This window comes from Streptomyces sp. NPDC059248 (genome assembly GCF_042753905.1).
Lineage (GTDB): Bacteria > Actinomycetota > Actinomycetes > Streptomycetales > Streptomycetaceae > Streptomyces.
In genome coordinates this window covers 1-14,053 of sequence record NZ_JBHYZV010000026.1, presented here as the reverse complement: position 1 = coordinate 14,053, position 14,053 = coordinate 1, and the positions used below count along the sequence as shown (strand labels likewise).

Here is a 14,053-nt window from a genome sequence, read left to right as displayed (position 1 = left end):
GTCCAAGCCCTGGACGGGATGGCGGCGGCGCGGGAAGAGTCCGCGTTCACCCGGGTGTACGCGGAGGCGTTCGGGGAGCCCCCGTACGAGAAGACCGCCGACGAGGTCGCCGCCAACACCCGCCGGTTCCGGTCACAGGTCCGCAAGGCCACCTTCCGTGCGGCGCTCGCCCGCACCTACGGAGGCGAGCCGGTCGGGATCGCGTACGGGTATCCCCTCTCCCCGGCTACCGGCTGGTGGGACCGCCTCACCACCCCGGTCACCCCCGAACTCCGCCACGAGGACGGCCGCCGCACTTTCGGGCTGATCGAACTGGCCGTACGCGCGCCCTGGCGCCGCCTCGGCGTCGCCGGGCGGCTCCATGAGACCGTCCTGCGGGACGCCCAGGAGGAACGCGTCCTGCTCAACGCCCGCCCGGACGCGGCTCCCGCGCAGGCCGCGTATCGCTCCTGGGGCTACCGCAAGATCGGCGAGACCCGTCCCTGGGACGGCGCGGTGCTCCACGACGTACTGCTTCTGGCGCCGGCGGAACGGCAGACTCCTCGGCCACCGTAGGACGGGCCGCCGGGACCGACTCATCGTGGTCCTCGACGGCCACCGGCTGACCGACGACATCGTGGACGAGAGGAAGACAACCATGGGCCAAGATGAAGAGCTGTCCGCCGTCGCGCACTTCCTGTACGAGTCCGGGACCTTGAAGCACGCCCGCCGCACGGGCTGGTGGATGGCCGGTGTACGCGATCCCGAGAGCGTCGCCGAGCACTCGTGGCGTACGTCCCTCATCGCCTCCGTGATCGCGAAACTGGAGGGCGCCGACCCGGAGCGGGCGGCGTTTCTCGCGGTCTGGCACGACACGCAGGAGTCCCGGACCGGGGATGTGAACCACCTGGGGAAGACGTACGCGACGAGCGCCGACCCCCGTGCGGTCACGGCCGACCAGACCGCCGGGATGCCGGAGCTGCTCGCGAGCACCGTCCGGGATCTGGTGGCCGAGTACGAGGCGAACGAGACACCGGAGGCGATCTGCGCCCGGGACGCCGACAAGCTGGAGTGCTTGCTCCAGGGCATCGAGTACGAGTCCCAGGGCCACCGGAGCGCCCGGCGCTGGATCGACAACAGCCGGAAGCGCCTGGTCACCGAGACGGCACGGCGGCTGGCCGACGAACTCCTCGCACAGGATCCTCTCGACTGGCTCCGCGCCGCGATGGACGGACCGGGAAAAGGCTGAAGTACGCGGCCGATCGCATCAAGGAGGCGGGGCCAAGCGGCTTCTGGGTCCTCGTCCCGTCTGCATCACCATGGGCTGCGGTGACGACTGCCCCGTCTTCCCGCCGGGCAGGGCCTCGAAGTCGTCCGGCCCATCAGGGACGAGATCGAGCAGCGTGTCCGCGTCCTGCTGGTCGAGCTCCTGACCGAGAACGCCTGACTCCGCACACCCTTCCCGCTGTCCATCGCCCTCGTCCGGTCAAACGGCCGATGGTCGGCCGCCGGAGGAAATTCCGCCGGGGCGCCGTCCTCACGGGACCGGAAATTTCCCCGGCCCGCCCTACTCAGGGGTGCCCGGTGGCTACGGTGGGTATATGGAGGGGAACGAGAGCCTCGCCATCGCCTTGCGCGAGCGCGGCTTCACCCAGACTGCCTTGGCCGATGTGCTGAACGACTATCTGTATGCCGTCGGCCATGAGGGCACCGTAGGAGATCGCACGGTGCGCAACTGGCTCACGGGAAAGACCAAGTGGCCGCACCCTCGGCAGCGCGAGGCCTTGGAGGCAGTATTTTCCTGTACTGCCGAGGAGTTGGGATTCCGGCCCCCGGCAAGGACGGGACACCCCACCACACCCCGGGAGCAACCCGTGAAGCGCCGAAACTTCCTCACCGCGACCACCGGGACGACCGCCGCCGTCGCGGTTCCCCTCACCGGTTTCACCGGCGCCCCTTCGGCAGTGGGCACATCGGATGTCATCCGACTGCGCGAACGGCTCGACGGACTGGTGGCGCTGGACCAGAGCCGGGGCGGTCACGCCGCTGTGGAGAAGGCGGCGCTGGCGGGCGTGGTCGACGCGCTGGACAAGCAGAAGTTGGCCGCGTCCCAGCGGATCCGTCAGCGGCTCTTCTCCGTGGCCGCCGACTTCACCGCGTCGGCCGGCTGGAACGCCATCGACGCTCACCGGCCCAACAGGGCACACGACCTTCTCGGCAAGGCCGTCCGCCTGGCCGGGATGTCCAGGGACCCCATATCCGAGTTCAAGGTCTGGAATCTGTACGCGATGCTCGCGCGTCAACGGGGCGAGTACGCGGAGGCGGTGGATGCGGCTCATGCCGCGCAAGCCACCGCCGTGACCCGGCGCGACCCCTTGTTCGCGTCCCTCGCCCACGCCCGTACCGCCGTCGGCCAGTCCTATCTGGGAGAACGGCAGGCGGCCCTGCGGTCCCTCGGCCATGCCTGGGAGGCCCTGGACAAGTCGGATCCCGACGCTCCTCGTGCCGCCTGGACGGACTTCTACGGTGTCGGCGAACTGGCCGGTCTGGTCGGTATCGTGCGAAATCAACTCGGTGACTGGGCGGAGGCCGAGGCGGCCTCACATCGGTCTCTCGCCAACACCCCGGAACGGTTCCGCAGAAACCGGGCCATGGAGTACGTAAGCCTTGCCAAGGCGCAACTCCACCAAGGAGATGCCGAACTGGCGTGTGCGACGGCCTCCACGGCTTTCAAGGTGATGGCGGACCATCCGCTGCCCGGCCGTCTCCGGTCCCTCATCGGCGACTACTACCGCGATCTGCTCACTCTCGCCCCCGACGCGGGGTCCGCCCGTGAATGGGGCGACCGCTACCGGTCCGAATGGAGCCGCCCGTGAGCGCCACCGGACTGGAACTGCGCCACTTCACCCATGACGACCTGCCCGGGATCCGTCCGACGCTTATCGACATTTTCACCGACGCCTATCAGGACACGATCGAGGAGGACGAGTTCCAGCAGCGCTTTCCGTGGTTCGTGGACCACTGGGGCGGCCATCAGGACTTCGCCTGCGTCATCGCGTACGACGGCGACGACGCCATAGGTTTCGCCTACGGCGCCCCGGCGGTGCGGGACCGTGAGTGGTGGCGTGAACACCTCGACCGGGCCCCGGAGCCGAATCGGACCTTCTCCTACTCGGAACTGGCTGTTCGGGTGAAATGGCGCAGGCGGGGGGCGGCTGAGCTGTTGTCCCGCACCCTCCTCGACGCGCGTTCCGAAGACTTGGCGGTCCTCCTCGTCGACGTCGAGCACCCTCGGGTCCAGGCCCTGTACGAGTCCTGGGGCTTCCGCAAGGTCGGCGAACGGCGCCCCTTCCCCGACTCGCCGCAATTCGCGGTGATGCTCGCCGAACTGCCCCTCCAGCGGGCGTGAGCGCATTTCGCGTGGTGCGCCGTCTTCGCGGCTCTACCGGCTGACCGGCAACCCCAGCACGAACAGGTCGTAGGCGCCGTAGTAGTCGTCGTCCGCCCCGGGAACGCGTCCGACCCACCCCCATCCCCAGCCCTCGTACACCGACCGCACCGGGGCGTCCGGGCCCGTCGCCAGGGTCGCCCGGTTCTCGGGGCGAGACGCGAGCACGGCATCGTGCAAGGCGCGTCCGACCCCATGGCTCTGCCACGACCGGCGTACCTCGATCTCCGCCAGCACCCAGGTCCGGGTTCCGGTCTCGGTCAGAAACTCCCCGGCGGGCTCCGGCCGTACCCCGTCCCACCAGTACGTGTCGCCGAGCGGCAGTGGGTACCCGAACACGAAGCCCACCAGCTCGCCGTTCGCCCGCGCGGTGACCAGCGCGAAACCCGGTCGGGTGAACTGCTTCTCCGCCCGTTCCCGGAACGCGACCGTCTTCTTCCCACCCGGCGCCACTCCGTACGCATCCGCGTAGACATCGCACAGTTCGTCCAGCAGCCCGGCTGCCTCCGTGCCGTCGTGGTCGGTCAGAGCCAGCCGGTAGATCGCCATACCGGCCAGGCTAGATTCGCGTCGCGATCGAGGACAGACCATGGCGACGCGCACCGGACGCCGCCGTCGACCGGGCGCACGCACTCGTCACCGAACACATCCCACCGCCGCGAGGTGAGAGCCCGATCAGCCGCCCGCGTCCATCACATAGTTCTCCGTCGACCCCCAGTGCGCCGCCGGTGTCACGCCCTCCTCGCACACCAGCGGCCGCTGCTCCCTGTCGTACGCCGTGTGCAGCACCACCGCCACGGCCGCCGGGCGTTCCAGGAGCAGACGGTCCGCTTCGGCCTCCGTCGCCAGGCGGACCGTGGTGGTGTCCGTGCCGCGGGCCGGGGTGCGGCCCGTCTCCCGGCGGATGTAGTGAGTCGTCCCCTCGGGGATCGGTACCGCGACCGTCAGGCGCGGGCATCGCGCGGTGACATCGGGCGGGAACCAGGCGGTGACATACGTCAGCGGGGTGCCGTTCCCGTCCAGCAGCAGGCGGCCCCGGCACAGGGCCGTCGTCCTGGCCGGGAGGCCGAGGGCGTCGGCGACGCGGGTGGGCGGGAGCCGGGTCTCGGGGGTGCCCAGGATGCGGTAACGCCGGCCGCCGGAGTGGCGGTTCGTGCCCGCGCGTCGGCCACCGGCCGGGCGGGCCAGCGGTACCGGTGCCAGGGTGAAGCCGCCGCCGGGGGCGGGGACCACCAGGCCGTCGGCGGCCAGGGCGGCCAGGACCTGCCCGGACTCCGCGGGCAGGACGTCCCCGGGCGCGTACTCGCCGTCGGCGATCCGGCGGCGCAGGTCGTCGACGGCGGTGCGGTAGGCGAGCGGCTCCATGGGACACGTCCCCTTTCGCGTCGGATTCCGGGTCGGATTTCGCGTCGGACGGGTCGTGCCCGTCCAGGATCGCCCGGCCGGTGTCCCCGTGTCACCGCCACTCCGCCCGGAAGCCGGGCCCGTGCTCCCACGCGCCGGTCGGGCACGGGACCAGGGACCCGGCTTCGCGCCGGTCACCGGGAGGTCTACCGCCGCAGCGCCCACCGCTGCACGGCCTCAAGCGGGCCCTGGTCGAAGCGGCGCAGCCACAGTGTTGAGCCGATCATCAGGATCGCGCAGACCACGGCCCACAGGGCGAGTACCCACCAGGGGTGCCAGTCGCCGTCGAGGGATGTGGCGAGGCCCAGTCCGATGCCGTACGCGGCGAATACGCACAGCACGTTCTGGAGGACGTAGCCGGACAACGCGGTACGGCCCACGGATGTCAGCCCGGTCATCAGGACGCCGGGGCGGGCGATCCGGTCGACGATCACGCCGATGAGGCCGATGTAGCCGAGGGCCGTGAGCGGGCCGCCGACGTACCGGTCCAGCAGGACCAGTTCGGGGCCGACGACGGACGCGGCGACGCTGAGCGGGAGACCGAGGCCGAGGCCCCAGGTCAGCAGGCGGGTCCGGATCCGGCGGCCGGTCGCGTCGTCGCCGAAGGCTCCCGCGCGGAACAGCCGGACGCCGAGGAGGAAGAGGAAGACGAGGAGCGGGAAGGTGAGGATCGGCTCCATCCGGAGGGCGAGCGCGTTCTCCAGCCGGAAGAGGATCTGCTCTCCGTAGCCGCCGGACGCGTACAACTCCCGTACACCGTCGTCGACCGCGGCCTCCGCCCCGCCGCCGTCCGCCGCCGCGAGTACCGCGGTGAACAGGAGCATCAGGGTCACATGGACGCCGCCGAGCCACCACATCACCCCGTTCCGCGCCTTGCGGGAGCGCGTCAGCAGCCAGGCGACGAGCAGGGCCGTCACCGCGTACCCCATCAGCACGTCCCAGGCGAAGATCAGGACGAAGTGGACGGTGCCCTCGAAGAAGAGGAAGGCGGCGCGCTTCGGGTAGGCGCCGGGCCACGGCTGCCCGCGCCGTTCGGCGGAGGCGTACTGGATGGCGAGGCCCACTCCGAACAGGATCGTCAGCAGGGCCAGGAACTTGCCGTTGGCCAGCAGCCGGAAGACGGCTTCGACCGCTTGCGGTACGGAGTCGAACGAGGGCGAGCCCGTCGCGCCGGTGAGGACGCCCCACTCCGCGCCCGGCGATGTGAACACCCAGACATTGGTCATCAAGGTGCCGAGGATCGCCGCGCCGCGCAGGACGTCGAGGAGGGGGAGCCGGGCCGGGGAACCGGAACGGGTCGCCGCGGCCGGGGCCGGGATCTGGGTCTTGGTCTGGATGGTCACGTCTTCATCGTCCCGGCGGTTCGGCGCCGGATCCTCGTGACCAGAGACGAAAGACGGCTACACCGAAGTGTGTACCGGGGGGTGTACGGAGCGTCCTCCGCCGGGTCGAGAGGCCCGGGACGCCGGGGATCCAGGGGCCCCGCGGCCCGTCATCGGCGGGGCAGGTCCGCTTCCCCCGCCGCCAACTCGAACATGTACGCGCGCTCCTGGTCGCTGAGACGCAGCACCCGCGCGAGGACTTCCAGTACGGGCCCGGACGCGGGGCGCCGCCCCTGTTCGAGCCGGGTGTAGTGGTCGGGGCTGATCGAGGCGAGCAGGGCGACTTCTTCCCGGCGCAGGCCCGTGACCCGGCGCTTCGTCCCGGTGCCGGGCAGTCCGACGGTCCGCGGGTGCACCTCGGCGCGGCGCGCCTTGAGGAAGTCGCCGAGGGTGTGGGCACGGGCGTCGCTGCTCATGGGACGAGTGTCGCAGCCGACGGTGCGAGGGCCTCGCGACGGCCCCGGGTGCCGTACGGCGACCGAGGTGCGGCCCCGGGTGTCGTACGGGGACCGAGGTGCGGCCCCGGTCCGCCGAATCTATGGTCGGAGTATGGGCGGAACAGGCGATCAAGGGCCTGTCCCGGGCTCGGGCGCGACCCCGGGGCCGGGCGAGGGACCTCCTGGCGCGGGCACCGGCGCGGACGCGGCGGCGTCGAGCGGTCCGAGGAGCGATTTCCGGCTCACCGACCGCGCCCCCGAGCAGTACGAGCGGTACGGCGCCCCGATTATGGCCCCCTTCGTCGCCGCCCTCCTCGACACCGTCCCGCTCCCGCCCGGCACGGCCCTCCTCGACCTCGCCTGCGGTACGGGTTTCGTGGCCCGGAACGCCGCCGCGCGGCTGGCGGGGACCGGGAGCCGGGTCGTCGGGGTCGATCCGGTGCCGGGGATGCTCCTGGTCGCCGCCGAGCGCGCCGTCGCCGACGGCATCGTCGTCGAGTGGCAGGAGGCGGCGGCGGGTGATCTGCCGTACGCCAACGCCACCTTCGACGCCGTCGTCTGCCAGCAGGGCGTGCAGTTCTTCCCGGACCGGGCCGCCGGCGTCGCCGAGGCGGTACGGGTCACCCGGCCCGGCGGCCGGGTCGCCCTCACCGCCTGGCTGCCGTCGGGCCGCTCGCCCTTCTTCGCCGCGACCCGGCAGGCGATCGCGGAGTACAGCACCGGGACCGAGCTGACCGGCTGGTACGACACCGCGTTCGGCTGCGGCGCGGACGAACTGTCCGGGCTGCTGACCGCGGCGGGCCTGACCGATGTGGCCGTACGGGAGGTCGTCGCCGAGGTCGCCCTGCCCGCGCTCTCGGACTTCGTCCCCGGCTTCCTGTCCGCGACCCCCTGGGGCAGCGCCTTCCTGGCCACCGATCCGGACAAGGTCCGCCCCGGTATCGCCCGGGTCCGGGCCCTGCTCGCGCCGTGGACGACGGGCGACGGCTCGGCCCAGGTGGAGTTCGTGTCCCACCTGGTCACGGGGGTACGGCCGGAAACCGGCTGACGGGCCGGGCCGAGTCTCGTAAGGATCCCGTGGCTCCCCGCGCCGTTCCGTAGCGCGCCACCGACACCGGAGATGTGGTCCTTCCCACCCGCTTGTATACCCCCGGGGGTAATTTGGTACGGTCGCCGTATACCCCGGGGGGTACACCAGCGCGAAAGGATCACCGCAGTGTTCTTCATCGACACCCTGGAGGTGCCCGGACTCGGCAACCGCGGCTATCTCGCGGGCGGAGCCCGTACCGCCGTCGTCGTCGACCCGCCCCGGGACATCGACCGGGTCCTGGAGGCCGCGGCCCTGCGCGGGGTGCGGATCACGGCCGTCGCCGAGACGCACGTCCACAACGACTACGTCACCGGCGGCCTCGAACTCGCCCGGCTGACCGGCGCCGCGTATCTCGTCCCGGCCGGGGCCCGGGTGTCGTACAGCCGTGTCCCCGTCGCCGACGGCGACCGTACGGACATCGACACGGATCTCGTTCTGCGCGCCGTCGCCACCCCCGGGCACACCCCGCACCACACCGCCTACGTCCTGGAGGAGGCGGGCGGTGCCGTGGCCGCGTTCACCGGCGGATCGCTGCTGATCGGTACGGTCGGCCGCCCCGACCTGGTCGAACCCCGGCTCACCGAGGGCCTCGCCCGCGCCCAGCACGCGTCCGCCCACCGGCTGGTCGACGGGCTTCCCGACACGACGGCCGTACTGCCGACCCACGGCTTCGGCAGCCTCTGCTCGGCGGGCCCCGCCGGGGCGGGCGTACCGGGCGCGGTCGGCGGCGGCAGCACCGTCGGCGCGGAGCGGCGCGGCAACGAGGCGCTGCTCAAGGACGCCGACACCTTCGTCGCCGAACTCCTCGCGTCCCTCGACGACATTCCCGCGTACTACGCCCATATGGGACCGCTCAACGCCCGTGGCCCCGCGCCCGTCGATCTCACCACCCCGGCCGCCGTCGCGGACGCCGACGAGATCGCGGCGCGGCTGGCGGAAGGGGAGTGGGTGATCGATCTGCGCGGCCGGGTCGCCTTCGCGGCGGGCCATGTCGCCGGGACGGTCAATATCGAGTCGGGCGGCCAACTGGCCGGCCAGCTCGCCTGGCTCGTCCCCTGGGGCCGGCCCGTCACCCTGCTCGCGGCGTCGCCCGAGCAGCTCGCCGAGGCGCGCCGCGAGCTGGTGCGGGTCGGGATCGACCGCCCGGCGGCGGGGGTGCCCGGCGGGGTGGAGCGGTGGCTGCGCGACGGCGAGTCCGCCCGGTCCTTCCGGCGCGGCACCTTCGCGGACCTGGCGGCGGCGGTACGCGGCGGCCGCAATGACGGTGGCAGTGATCCCGTGGTGATCGTGGACGTCCGCCGGGCCTCGGAGCGGGCCGGGCAGGGCCGGATCGAGGGCGCGCTCTCCGTACCGCTGCACGAACTGCGGTCCCGGCTGGCCGAGATACCCCCGGGTACGGTCTGGGCGCACTGCGCGGGCGGCTTCCGGGCCGCGATCGCGGCGTCCCTGCTGGACGCGGCGGGCCGCGAGGTCGTCGCCGTCGACGACGCCTTTACGGCGGCGGAGGCGGCGGGGCTCCGCGTGGTCACGGACGAAGCGGGCGACGCGGGCGACAGGGATGACGCGGGCGGCACCGGCGGCACGGACGATGCGGGCCCGGCCGCGCGTACCGCGTCGTGATACTCGCCCTGGTCGCGGGTGCCGTGGTCGGGATCGCCCTGGGGGCGCTCGGCGGGGGCGGCAGTGTGCTCGCCGTCCCCGCCCTCATCTACCTCCTCGGCTTCAGCCCGGTCACGGCGACCACCGCGAGCCTGGTCGTGGTGGCCCTCACCTCGGTCACGGCGCTGTACGCGCACGCCCGTGAGGGGCGGGTCCGGTGGCGTACCGGAGCCCTCTTCGCGGCTGCCGGGCTGGTGCCCGCTGCCCTCGGCGGCCTGGTGGCGGCCCGGCTGCCGGACGCCGTACTGACCGGCGCCTTCGCGGTGATCGCGGTCGTCGTCGCGATCGGCATGCTGAGGGCCGCGACCGGGGAACCGGAACCCGACCAGGCGGCGGCCGACACGGTGGAGCGGGCTCCCGGGAAGGGCGCCGCCGTACGGGCCGGAGCCGGGGTCGGCGCGCTGACGGGGGTCCTCGGGGTGGGCGGCGGGTTCCTCGTCGTACCGGCCCTGATCAGGACCCTCGGCCTGGGGACGCGTATCGCCGTCGGTACGGGCCTGCTGGTCGTCGCCGTCAACGCGATCGCCGCGCTCGCGACCCGCTCCGGTGCCGCCCAGGGGCTGGAGTGGGGGCTGATCGCGCCGTTCGCCGCCGCCGCCGTACTCGGCGCGTGGGACGGCAAGCGGCTCGCCGACCGGATCCCCGCCGAGACCCTGCGGCGGATCCTCGCCTGGGTGCTGATCGCGGTGGCCGTGGCGATGGCGACGGACGCGACGGGGGTGGTGTGACCTGTGCCGCCCGCGTCCGTACGCGCCGTGACCGCGAACCGCGTGGTCAGGCCAGTGACAGGAAGAGCTTCTCCAGCCGGGCCCGCATCTTCTCCGGGTCCTCGATCCGGCGGCGCCGGGGCGCGGTCCCGTCGGCGCCCGCCTCCGTACCGTCTCCGTCCCTGTCCCCGTCCTCGGGGCCGATGTCGGTCAGACACTGCTGGAGCCCGGTCGCGATGATCGCGAAACCGGCCCGGTCGAGGGCGCGGGACGCGGCGGCGAGCTGGGTCACGACCTCCTCGCAGTCCCGGCCCTCCTCGATCATCCGGATCACCCCGGAGATCTGACCCTGCGCGCGGCGCAGCCGGTTCAGCACGGCTTTCAGCTCGGCGGCCGCGAGATCGAGTTCCACGACATCCACTCCTTCCCGGTCCCGTACACAGAACCCCGTACATACCCCTGGGGGTAATTTACCCCCTTCCTTCCTCCAAGGAGGCATCACCGATGAACGACCACGATCACGACCTCGACGCCGATCGCGCCCGCGCCCGGCTGGACGCCCTCACCGTCGTCGACGTCCGTACGCCCGGCGAGTACGCGTCCGGCCATGTCCCCGGGGCCGTCAACGTCCCCCTCGACCGGGTGCGCCGCGCGGTGCCCGAGATAGCCGGGGCGGCCGGGCGCGGGGAGGTCCTGCTGGTCTGCGCGTCGGGCGCGCGGTCGGCGAAGGCCCGTGCCCTGCTGGCCGGGCGGGGTGTGCGGGCGGCGAGCCTGAGCGGCGGTACGTCGGCGTGGGCGGCGCGCGGCTACCCGCTGGAGTACCCGGGGGCCACCGGGCCGGAGACCGGCACCGGAGCCGGATGCGCGGTCCCGAGGCGCGGCTGGGCGATGGAACGCCAGGTCAGGCTCGTGGCGGGTGTGCTGGTCCTGACCGGTGTCGCCCTCGGGTTCTTTCTGCATCCGGCGTGGCTGCTGCTGGCGGCCGGCATCTCGGGCGGGCTGGTGTTCTCGGCCCTCACCGACACCTGCGGAATGGCGGCCGTCCTGGCGAAGCTGCCCCACAACCGGCCCGCCCGCCCCGACCTCGAAGCGGCGCTGGAGCGGCTGCGCGGAGCGTGACGGCGGAGGCGTACGGGAGAGGGGTGCGGGATAGGGGTGCCCCCACCCCTCGGGGTGCCCCCACCCCTTGAATTCACCCCCGGCGGGGGCGCACCCCTCTCCCACCCGATCCCCCGTCACACCGCCCGCAGCCGCGTCTCCACCCCGTCCAGAACGCAGGCGAGACCCTGGTCGAACGACGACCCCCGGGTGTTGGCGGCGTCCGTGGCGCCCAGCTGCGCGTACCGCTTCCGCAGCCGCGGGTACGGCTCCGCCGCCGCCACCGCCGCGGGCCAGACGCTCTCCAGCCACTCCTGCTCGGTCCTGCCGCTCCGGTTCAGCGACGTCAGATACGCGGCCTCGGTCAGCGCCGTGCCGATGACGAAGGCGATCACCGTGGTCATCAGCGTGTCCGCGGTCTCCGGGTCGTCGCAGCCCCCGGCCTCGAAGATGCCGAGCCCCCGGTCGGAGAGCCGCATCATGTTCGGCCCCAGATAGGCCATCCCGACCTCGCCCAGGACCGACGCCATCCAGGGGTGGCGCAGGATCGTCGCGCGGAAGCTGTGCGCGAACTCCTCCAGGGCCCGCCGCCAGTCGTCGGGTCCGGTGGCTTCGGGGACCTCGATCTCGCCGTAGACCTCGTCCACGACCAGCTCGATCAGCTCCTCCTTGTTCGCCACGTGCGAGTACATGGAGGTGGCACCGGCCTTCAGCCGGGCGCCCAGCTTCCGCATGCTCAGGGCGTCGACACCGTCGCTGTCCAGCAGGGCGAGTGCCTCGGCCACGATCTGCTCCCGGCTGAGCGCCGGCTGTTCCCGCTTGCGGCGCCGGGGCCGCGTCCAGACGGAGGGGAAGCCCTCGTCCGCCGTCGGGTCGACCGCCCCCGCCGTCCTGGTCTGCTCGTCGACCGCCATGTCGAAGGCTCCTCTCGCGTCCCGCGCGCCGTCCCGTACCGGGCCCGGTGCCTCTCCGTCCCGTCCACCCTAACGCAGCTTACGAACGCCGTACGCCCTTGCGAACACTGTTCGGTCTCCGTACAGTGTTCGTCAGAGCGCACGCCGTGCGGCGAAACGCTCGGACATCGCCGTACGACAACTCGGAGGGGAAGCCATGAAGCAGGAGCGGGCAGACCGGCACCAGGGGAACCACCGGAACCACCGGGACGACACGGGGGCGGGAGCGGCGGCGGCGGAGCGTCACCCGCGCCGCTGGCTGATCCTCGTGGTGCTCTGCCTGAGCACCCTCGTCCTGGTCATCGACAACATGGTCCTGACGGTCGCGGTCCCCGCGATCACCGACGACCTCGGGGCGAGCGCCACCGACGTCCAGTGGATCATCGAGTCGTACATCCTCGTCTTCGCCGGACTGCTGCTGACCGCGGGCAGCCTCTCCGACCGCTTCGGCCGCAGGCGGGTGATGATCCTGGGACTGGTGCTCTTCGGAATCGCGTCCCTGGTCGCGACCTACGCGGGCAGCCCGGAGACCCTGATCGGCGCCCGGGTGCTGATGGGCATCGGCGGCGCGCTGGTCATGCCGAGCACGCTCTCCATCCTGATCACCGTCTTCGACGAGGACGAGCGCCCGAAGGCCATCGCCGCCTGGTCCGCCGTCGCGATGGTCGGCCTGGTCGGCGGCCCGGTCCTCGGCGGCGCGCTGATCGCCGACTTCTGGTGGGGCGCGGTCTTCCTGATCAATGTGCCGATCGCCGCCCTCGCCATCGGTGCCGCCCTGGTCCTGATGCCGGAGTCCAAGGGCCCGTGGCGCAAGCCCGACTTCCCGGGCATGGTGCTGTCGATGACCGGGATGACCGCCCTCGTCTGGACCATCATCGAGGCGCCCAAGAAGGGCCTGAGCGACCCGGTCACCCTGACCGCCGGCATCGTCGCCGTCGTCTCCCTCGTCGCCTTCGCCGTCTGGGAGACGCGTACGGACTCGCCGATGGTCCCGGTCGAGCTCTTCCGCGACAAGGTCTTCACCGGCGCCAGCTTCTCGCTCGTCCTGCTGACCTTCGCCAACGGCGGGCTGATGCTGGTCCTGACCCAGTACCTCCAGTTCGTCCTCGGCTACACCGCCACCGAGACCGGTCTCGCCTTCGCCCCGATGGCCGTCGCCGTGATCGCCTTCAACACCATCGGCGCCGCCCTGCTCCCGAAGACCGGCAACCGGGTGATGGCCGTCGTCGGACTCCTGGTCATCGCCGCCGGGTTCGGCACCCTCGCCACCCTCTCCGAGGGCGACGGCTGGGGCCTCATCACCACCGCCATGCTGCTGATGGGCGCCGGCGGCGGCCTGGCGATGCCCGCCGCGATCGCCGCCATGATGGGCGCGGTGCCCGAGGAGCACGCGGGGGTCGGCTCGGCCCTCAACGACACCATCCAGCAGGCGGGCGCCGCCCTCGGCGTCGCGATCCTCGGCGCGGTGCTCTCCGGCACCTACACCGCCGAACTGCCCGGTACGGCGCCGGAGGCGGCGAAGGAGTCGGTCGCCGCCGCGCTGAAGATCCCGGCACTGGCGGACGCCGCCCGGGACGCCTTCACCCAGGCGATGGCCAACAGCTTCGTCGCCGGCGGAATCGGGGTCGCCGTCGCCGCGGTCCTGGCGGCGCTCCTCCTCCAGGGCCGGGACAAGAAGAACACCGGGGCCGGCACCGGGACCGGGCCGGACGCGGAGACCGGGAAGGCGCCCGCGACGATCGCCCACTGACGACCGGTCGGGATACGACGGGGCCGGGGGGGGCGGACCCCCACCGGCCCCCCCCCCCGACACCCCCACCCCCCAACCAGAAACCCACACCACCCCCCCACCCCCCACCCCCGCACCCCCCAGCCGCGCGCCCCCCCCCCGCACGG

14 protein-coding genes and 1 pseudogene are annotated in these 14,053 nt (G+C 72.6%); 9 read left to right on the top strand and 6 right to left on the bottom strand.

Annotated elements, in window-relative coordinates:
• Positions 1-18 precede the first annotated feature (18 nt).
• The 4 genes from ACFXG1_RS13675 (at position 19) to ACFXG1_RS13660 (ending at position 3,388) form a co-directional block, all read left to right on the top strand.
• Complete coding sequence (locus tag ACFXG1_RS13675; protein ID WP_384707859.1) at positions 19-555, top strand: GNAT family N-acetyltransferase; 537 nt, start codon at positions 19-21, stop codon at positions 553-555.
• Between the two features lie 82 nt (positions 556-637).
• The gene (locus tag ACFXG1_RS13670; protein WP_384707856.1) at positions 638-1,228 is read left to right on the top strand and encodes an HD family hydrolase; all 591 of its coding nucleotides are present in this window, start codon (positions 638-640) and stop codon (positions 1,226-1,228) included.
• Between the two features lie 352 nt (positions 1,229-1,580).
• A complete protein-coding gene (locus ACFXG1_RS13665; protein WP_384707812.1) occupies positions 1,581-2,855 on the top strand; it encodes an XRE family transcriptional regulator in 1,275 nt (424 codons plus the stop codon).
• Entirely contained in the window at positions 2,840-3,388 is a 549-nt protein-coding gene (locus ACFXG1_RS13660; RefSeq protein WP_384707809.1) for a GNAT family N-acetyltransferase, read from the top strand. Before ACFXG1_RS13665 ends, ACFXG1_RS13660 begins: the two co-directional genes overlap by 16 nt.
• 33 nt (positions 3,389-3,421) lie before the next feature.
• Here ACFXG1_RS13660 and ACFXG1_RS13655 read toward each other — a convergent pair whose 3' ends face one another.
• The 4 genes and pseudogenes from ACFXG1_RS13655 to ACFXG1_RS13640 all read right to left on the bottom strand — a co-directional run.
• Positions 3,422-3,976: a GNAT family N-acetyltransferase gene (locus ACFXG1_RS13655; RefSeq protein ID WP_384707806.1), complete on the bottom strand. Its 555-nt coding sequence runs from the start codon at positions 3,974-3,976 to the stop codon at positions 3,422-3,424.
• 126 nt (positions 3,977-4,102) lie between these two features.
• Positions 4,103-4,792 (bottom strand): GntR family transcriptional regulator, encoded by a 690-nt coding sequence (locus tag ACFXG1_RS13650; RefSeq protein ID WP_384707803.1) that lies wholly within the window; start codon positions 4,790-4,792, stop codon positions 4,103-4,105.
• A 185-nt stretch (positions 4,793-4,977) separates the two neighbouring features.
• Complete coding sequence (locus ACFXG1_RS13645) at positions 4,978-6,168, bottom strand: DUF418 domain-containing protein (RefSeq protein ID WP_384707853.1); 1,191 nt, start codon at positions 6,166-6,168, stop codon at positions 4,978-4,980.
• A 158-nt stretch (positions 6,169-6,326) separates the two neighbouring features.
• Positions 6,327-6,629: pseudogene (locus tag ACFXG1_RS13640) on the bottom strand (helix-turn-helix domain-containing protein); the annotation flags it as partial.
• Between the two features lie 133 nt (positions 6,630-6,762).
• Between ACFXG1_RS13640 and ACFXG1_RS13635 the strand changes: the two are divergent.
• The 3 genes from ACFXG1_RS13635 (at position 6,763) to ACFXG1_RS13625 (ending at position 10,127) form a co-directional block, all read left to right on the top strand.
• Positions 6,763-7,698: a class I SAM-dependent methyltransferase gene (locus tag ACFXG1_RS13635; RefSeq protein WP_384707799.1), complete on the top strand. Its 936-nt coding sequence runs from the start codon at positions 6,763-6,765 to the stop codon at positions 7,696-7,698.
• Positions 7,699-7,866: 168 nt separating this feature from the next.
• Positions 7,867-9,360, top strand: a complete 1,494-nt coding sequence (locus ACFXG1_RS13630; protein ID WP_384707796.1) for a rhodanese-like domain-containing protein — start codon at positions 7,867-7,869, stop codon at positions 9,358-9,360.
• A complete protein-coding gene (locus ACFXG1_RS13625) occupies positions 9,357-10,127 on the top strand; it encodes a sulfite exporter TauE/SafE family protein (RefSeq protein WP_384742443.1) in 771 nt (256 codons plus the stop codon). The genes ACFXG1_RS13630 and ACFXG1_RS13625 overlap by 4 nt, the downstream gene beginning before the upstream one ends.
• Before the next feature lie 46 nt (positions 10,128-10,173).
• Here ACFXG1_RS13625 and ACFXG1_RS13620 read toward each other — a convergent pair whose 3' ends face one another.
• Positions 10,174-10,518: a metal-sensitive transcriptional regulator gene (locus tag ACFXG1_RS13620; RefSeq protein ID WP_384707790.1), complete on the bottom strand. Its 345-nt coding sequence runs from the start codon at positions 10,516-10,518 to the stop codon at positions 10,174-10,176.
• 92 nt (positions 10,519-10,610) lie between these two features.
• On the opposite strand from ACFXG1_RS13620, the gene ACFXG1_RS13615 reads away from it, so the two are divergent.
• Positions 10,611-11,225: a rhodanese-like domain-containing protein gene (locus tag ACFXG1_RS13615; RefSeq protein WP_384707787.1), complete on the top strand. Its 615-nt coding sequence runs from the start codon at positions 10,611-10,613 to the stop codon at positions 11,223-11,225.
• A 116-nt stretch (positions 11,226-11,341) separates the two neighbouring features.
• Here the strand turns inward: ACFXG1_RS13615 and ACFXG1_RS13610 are convergent, their stop codons facing one another.
• Positions 11,342-12,118, bottom strand: a complete 777-nt coding sequence (locus ACFXG1_RS13610) for a TetR/AcrR family transcriptional regulator C-terminal domain-containing protein (protein ID WP_384707784.1) — start codon at positions 12,116-12,118, stop codon at positions 11,342-11,344.
• Between the two features lie 196 nt (positions 12,119-12,314).
• Between ACFXG1_RS13610 and ACFXG1_RS13605 the strand changes: the two genes are divergently transcribed.
• Positions 12,315-13,907: an MFS transporter gene (locus tag ACFXG1_RS13605; RefSeq protein WP_384707781.1), complete on the top strand. Its 1,593-nt coding sequence runs from the start codon at positions 12,315-12,317 to the stop codon at positions 13,905-13,907.
• The last annotated feature ends 146 nt before the right edge of the window (positions 13,908-14,053 follow it).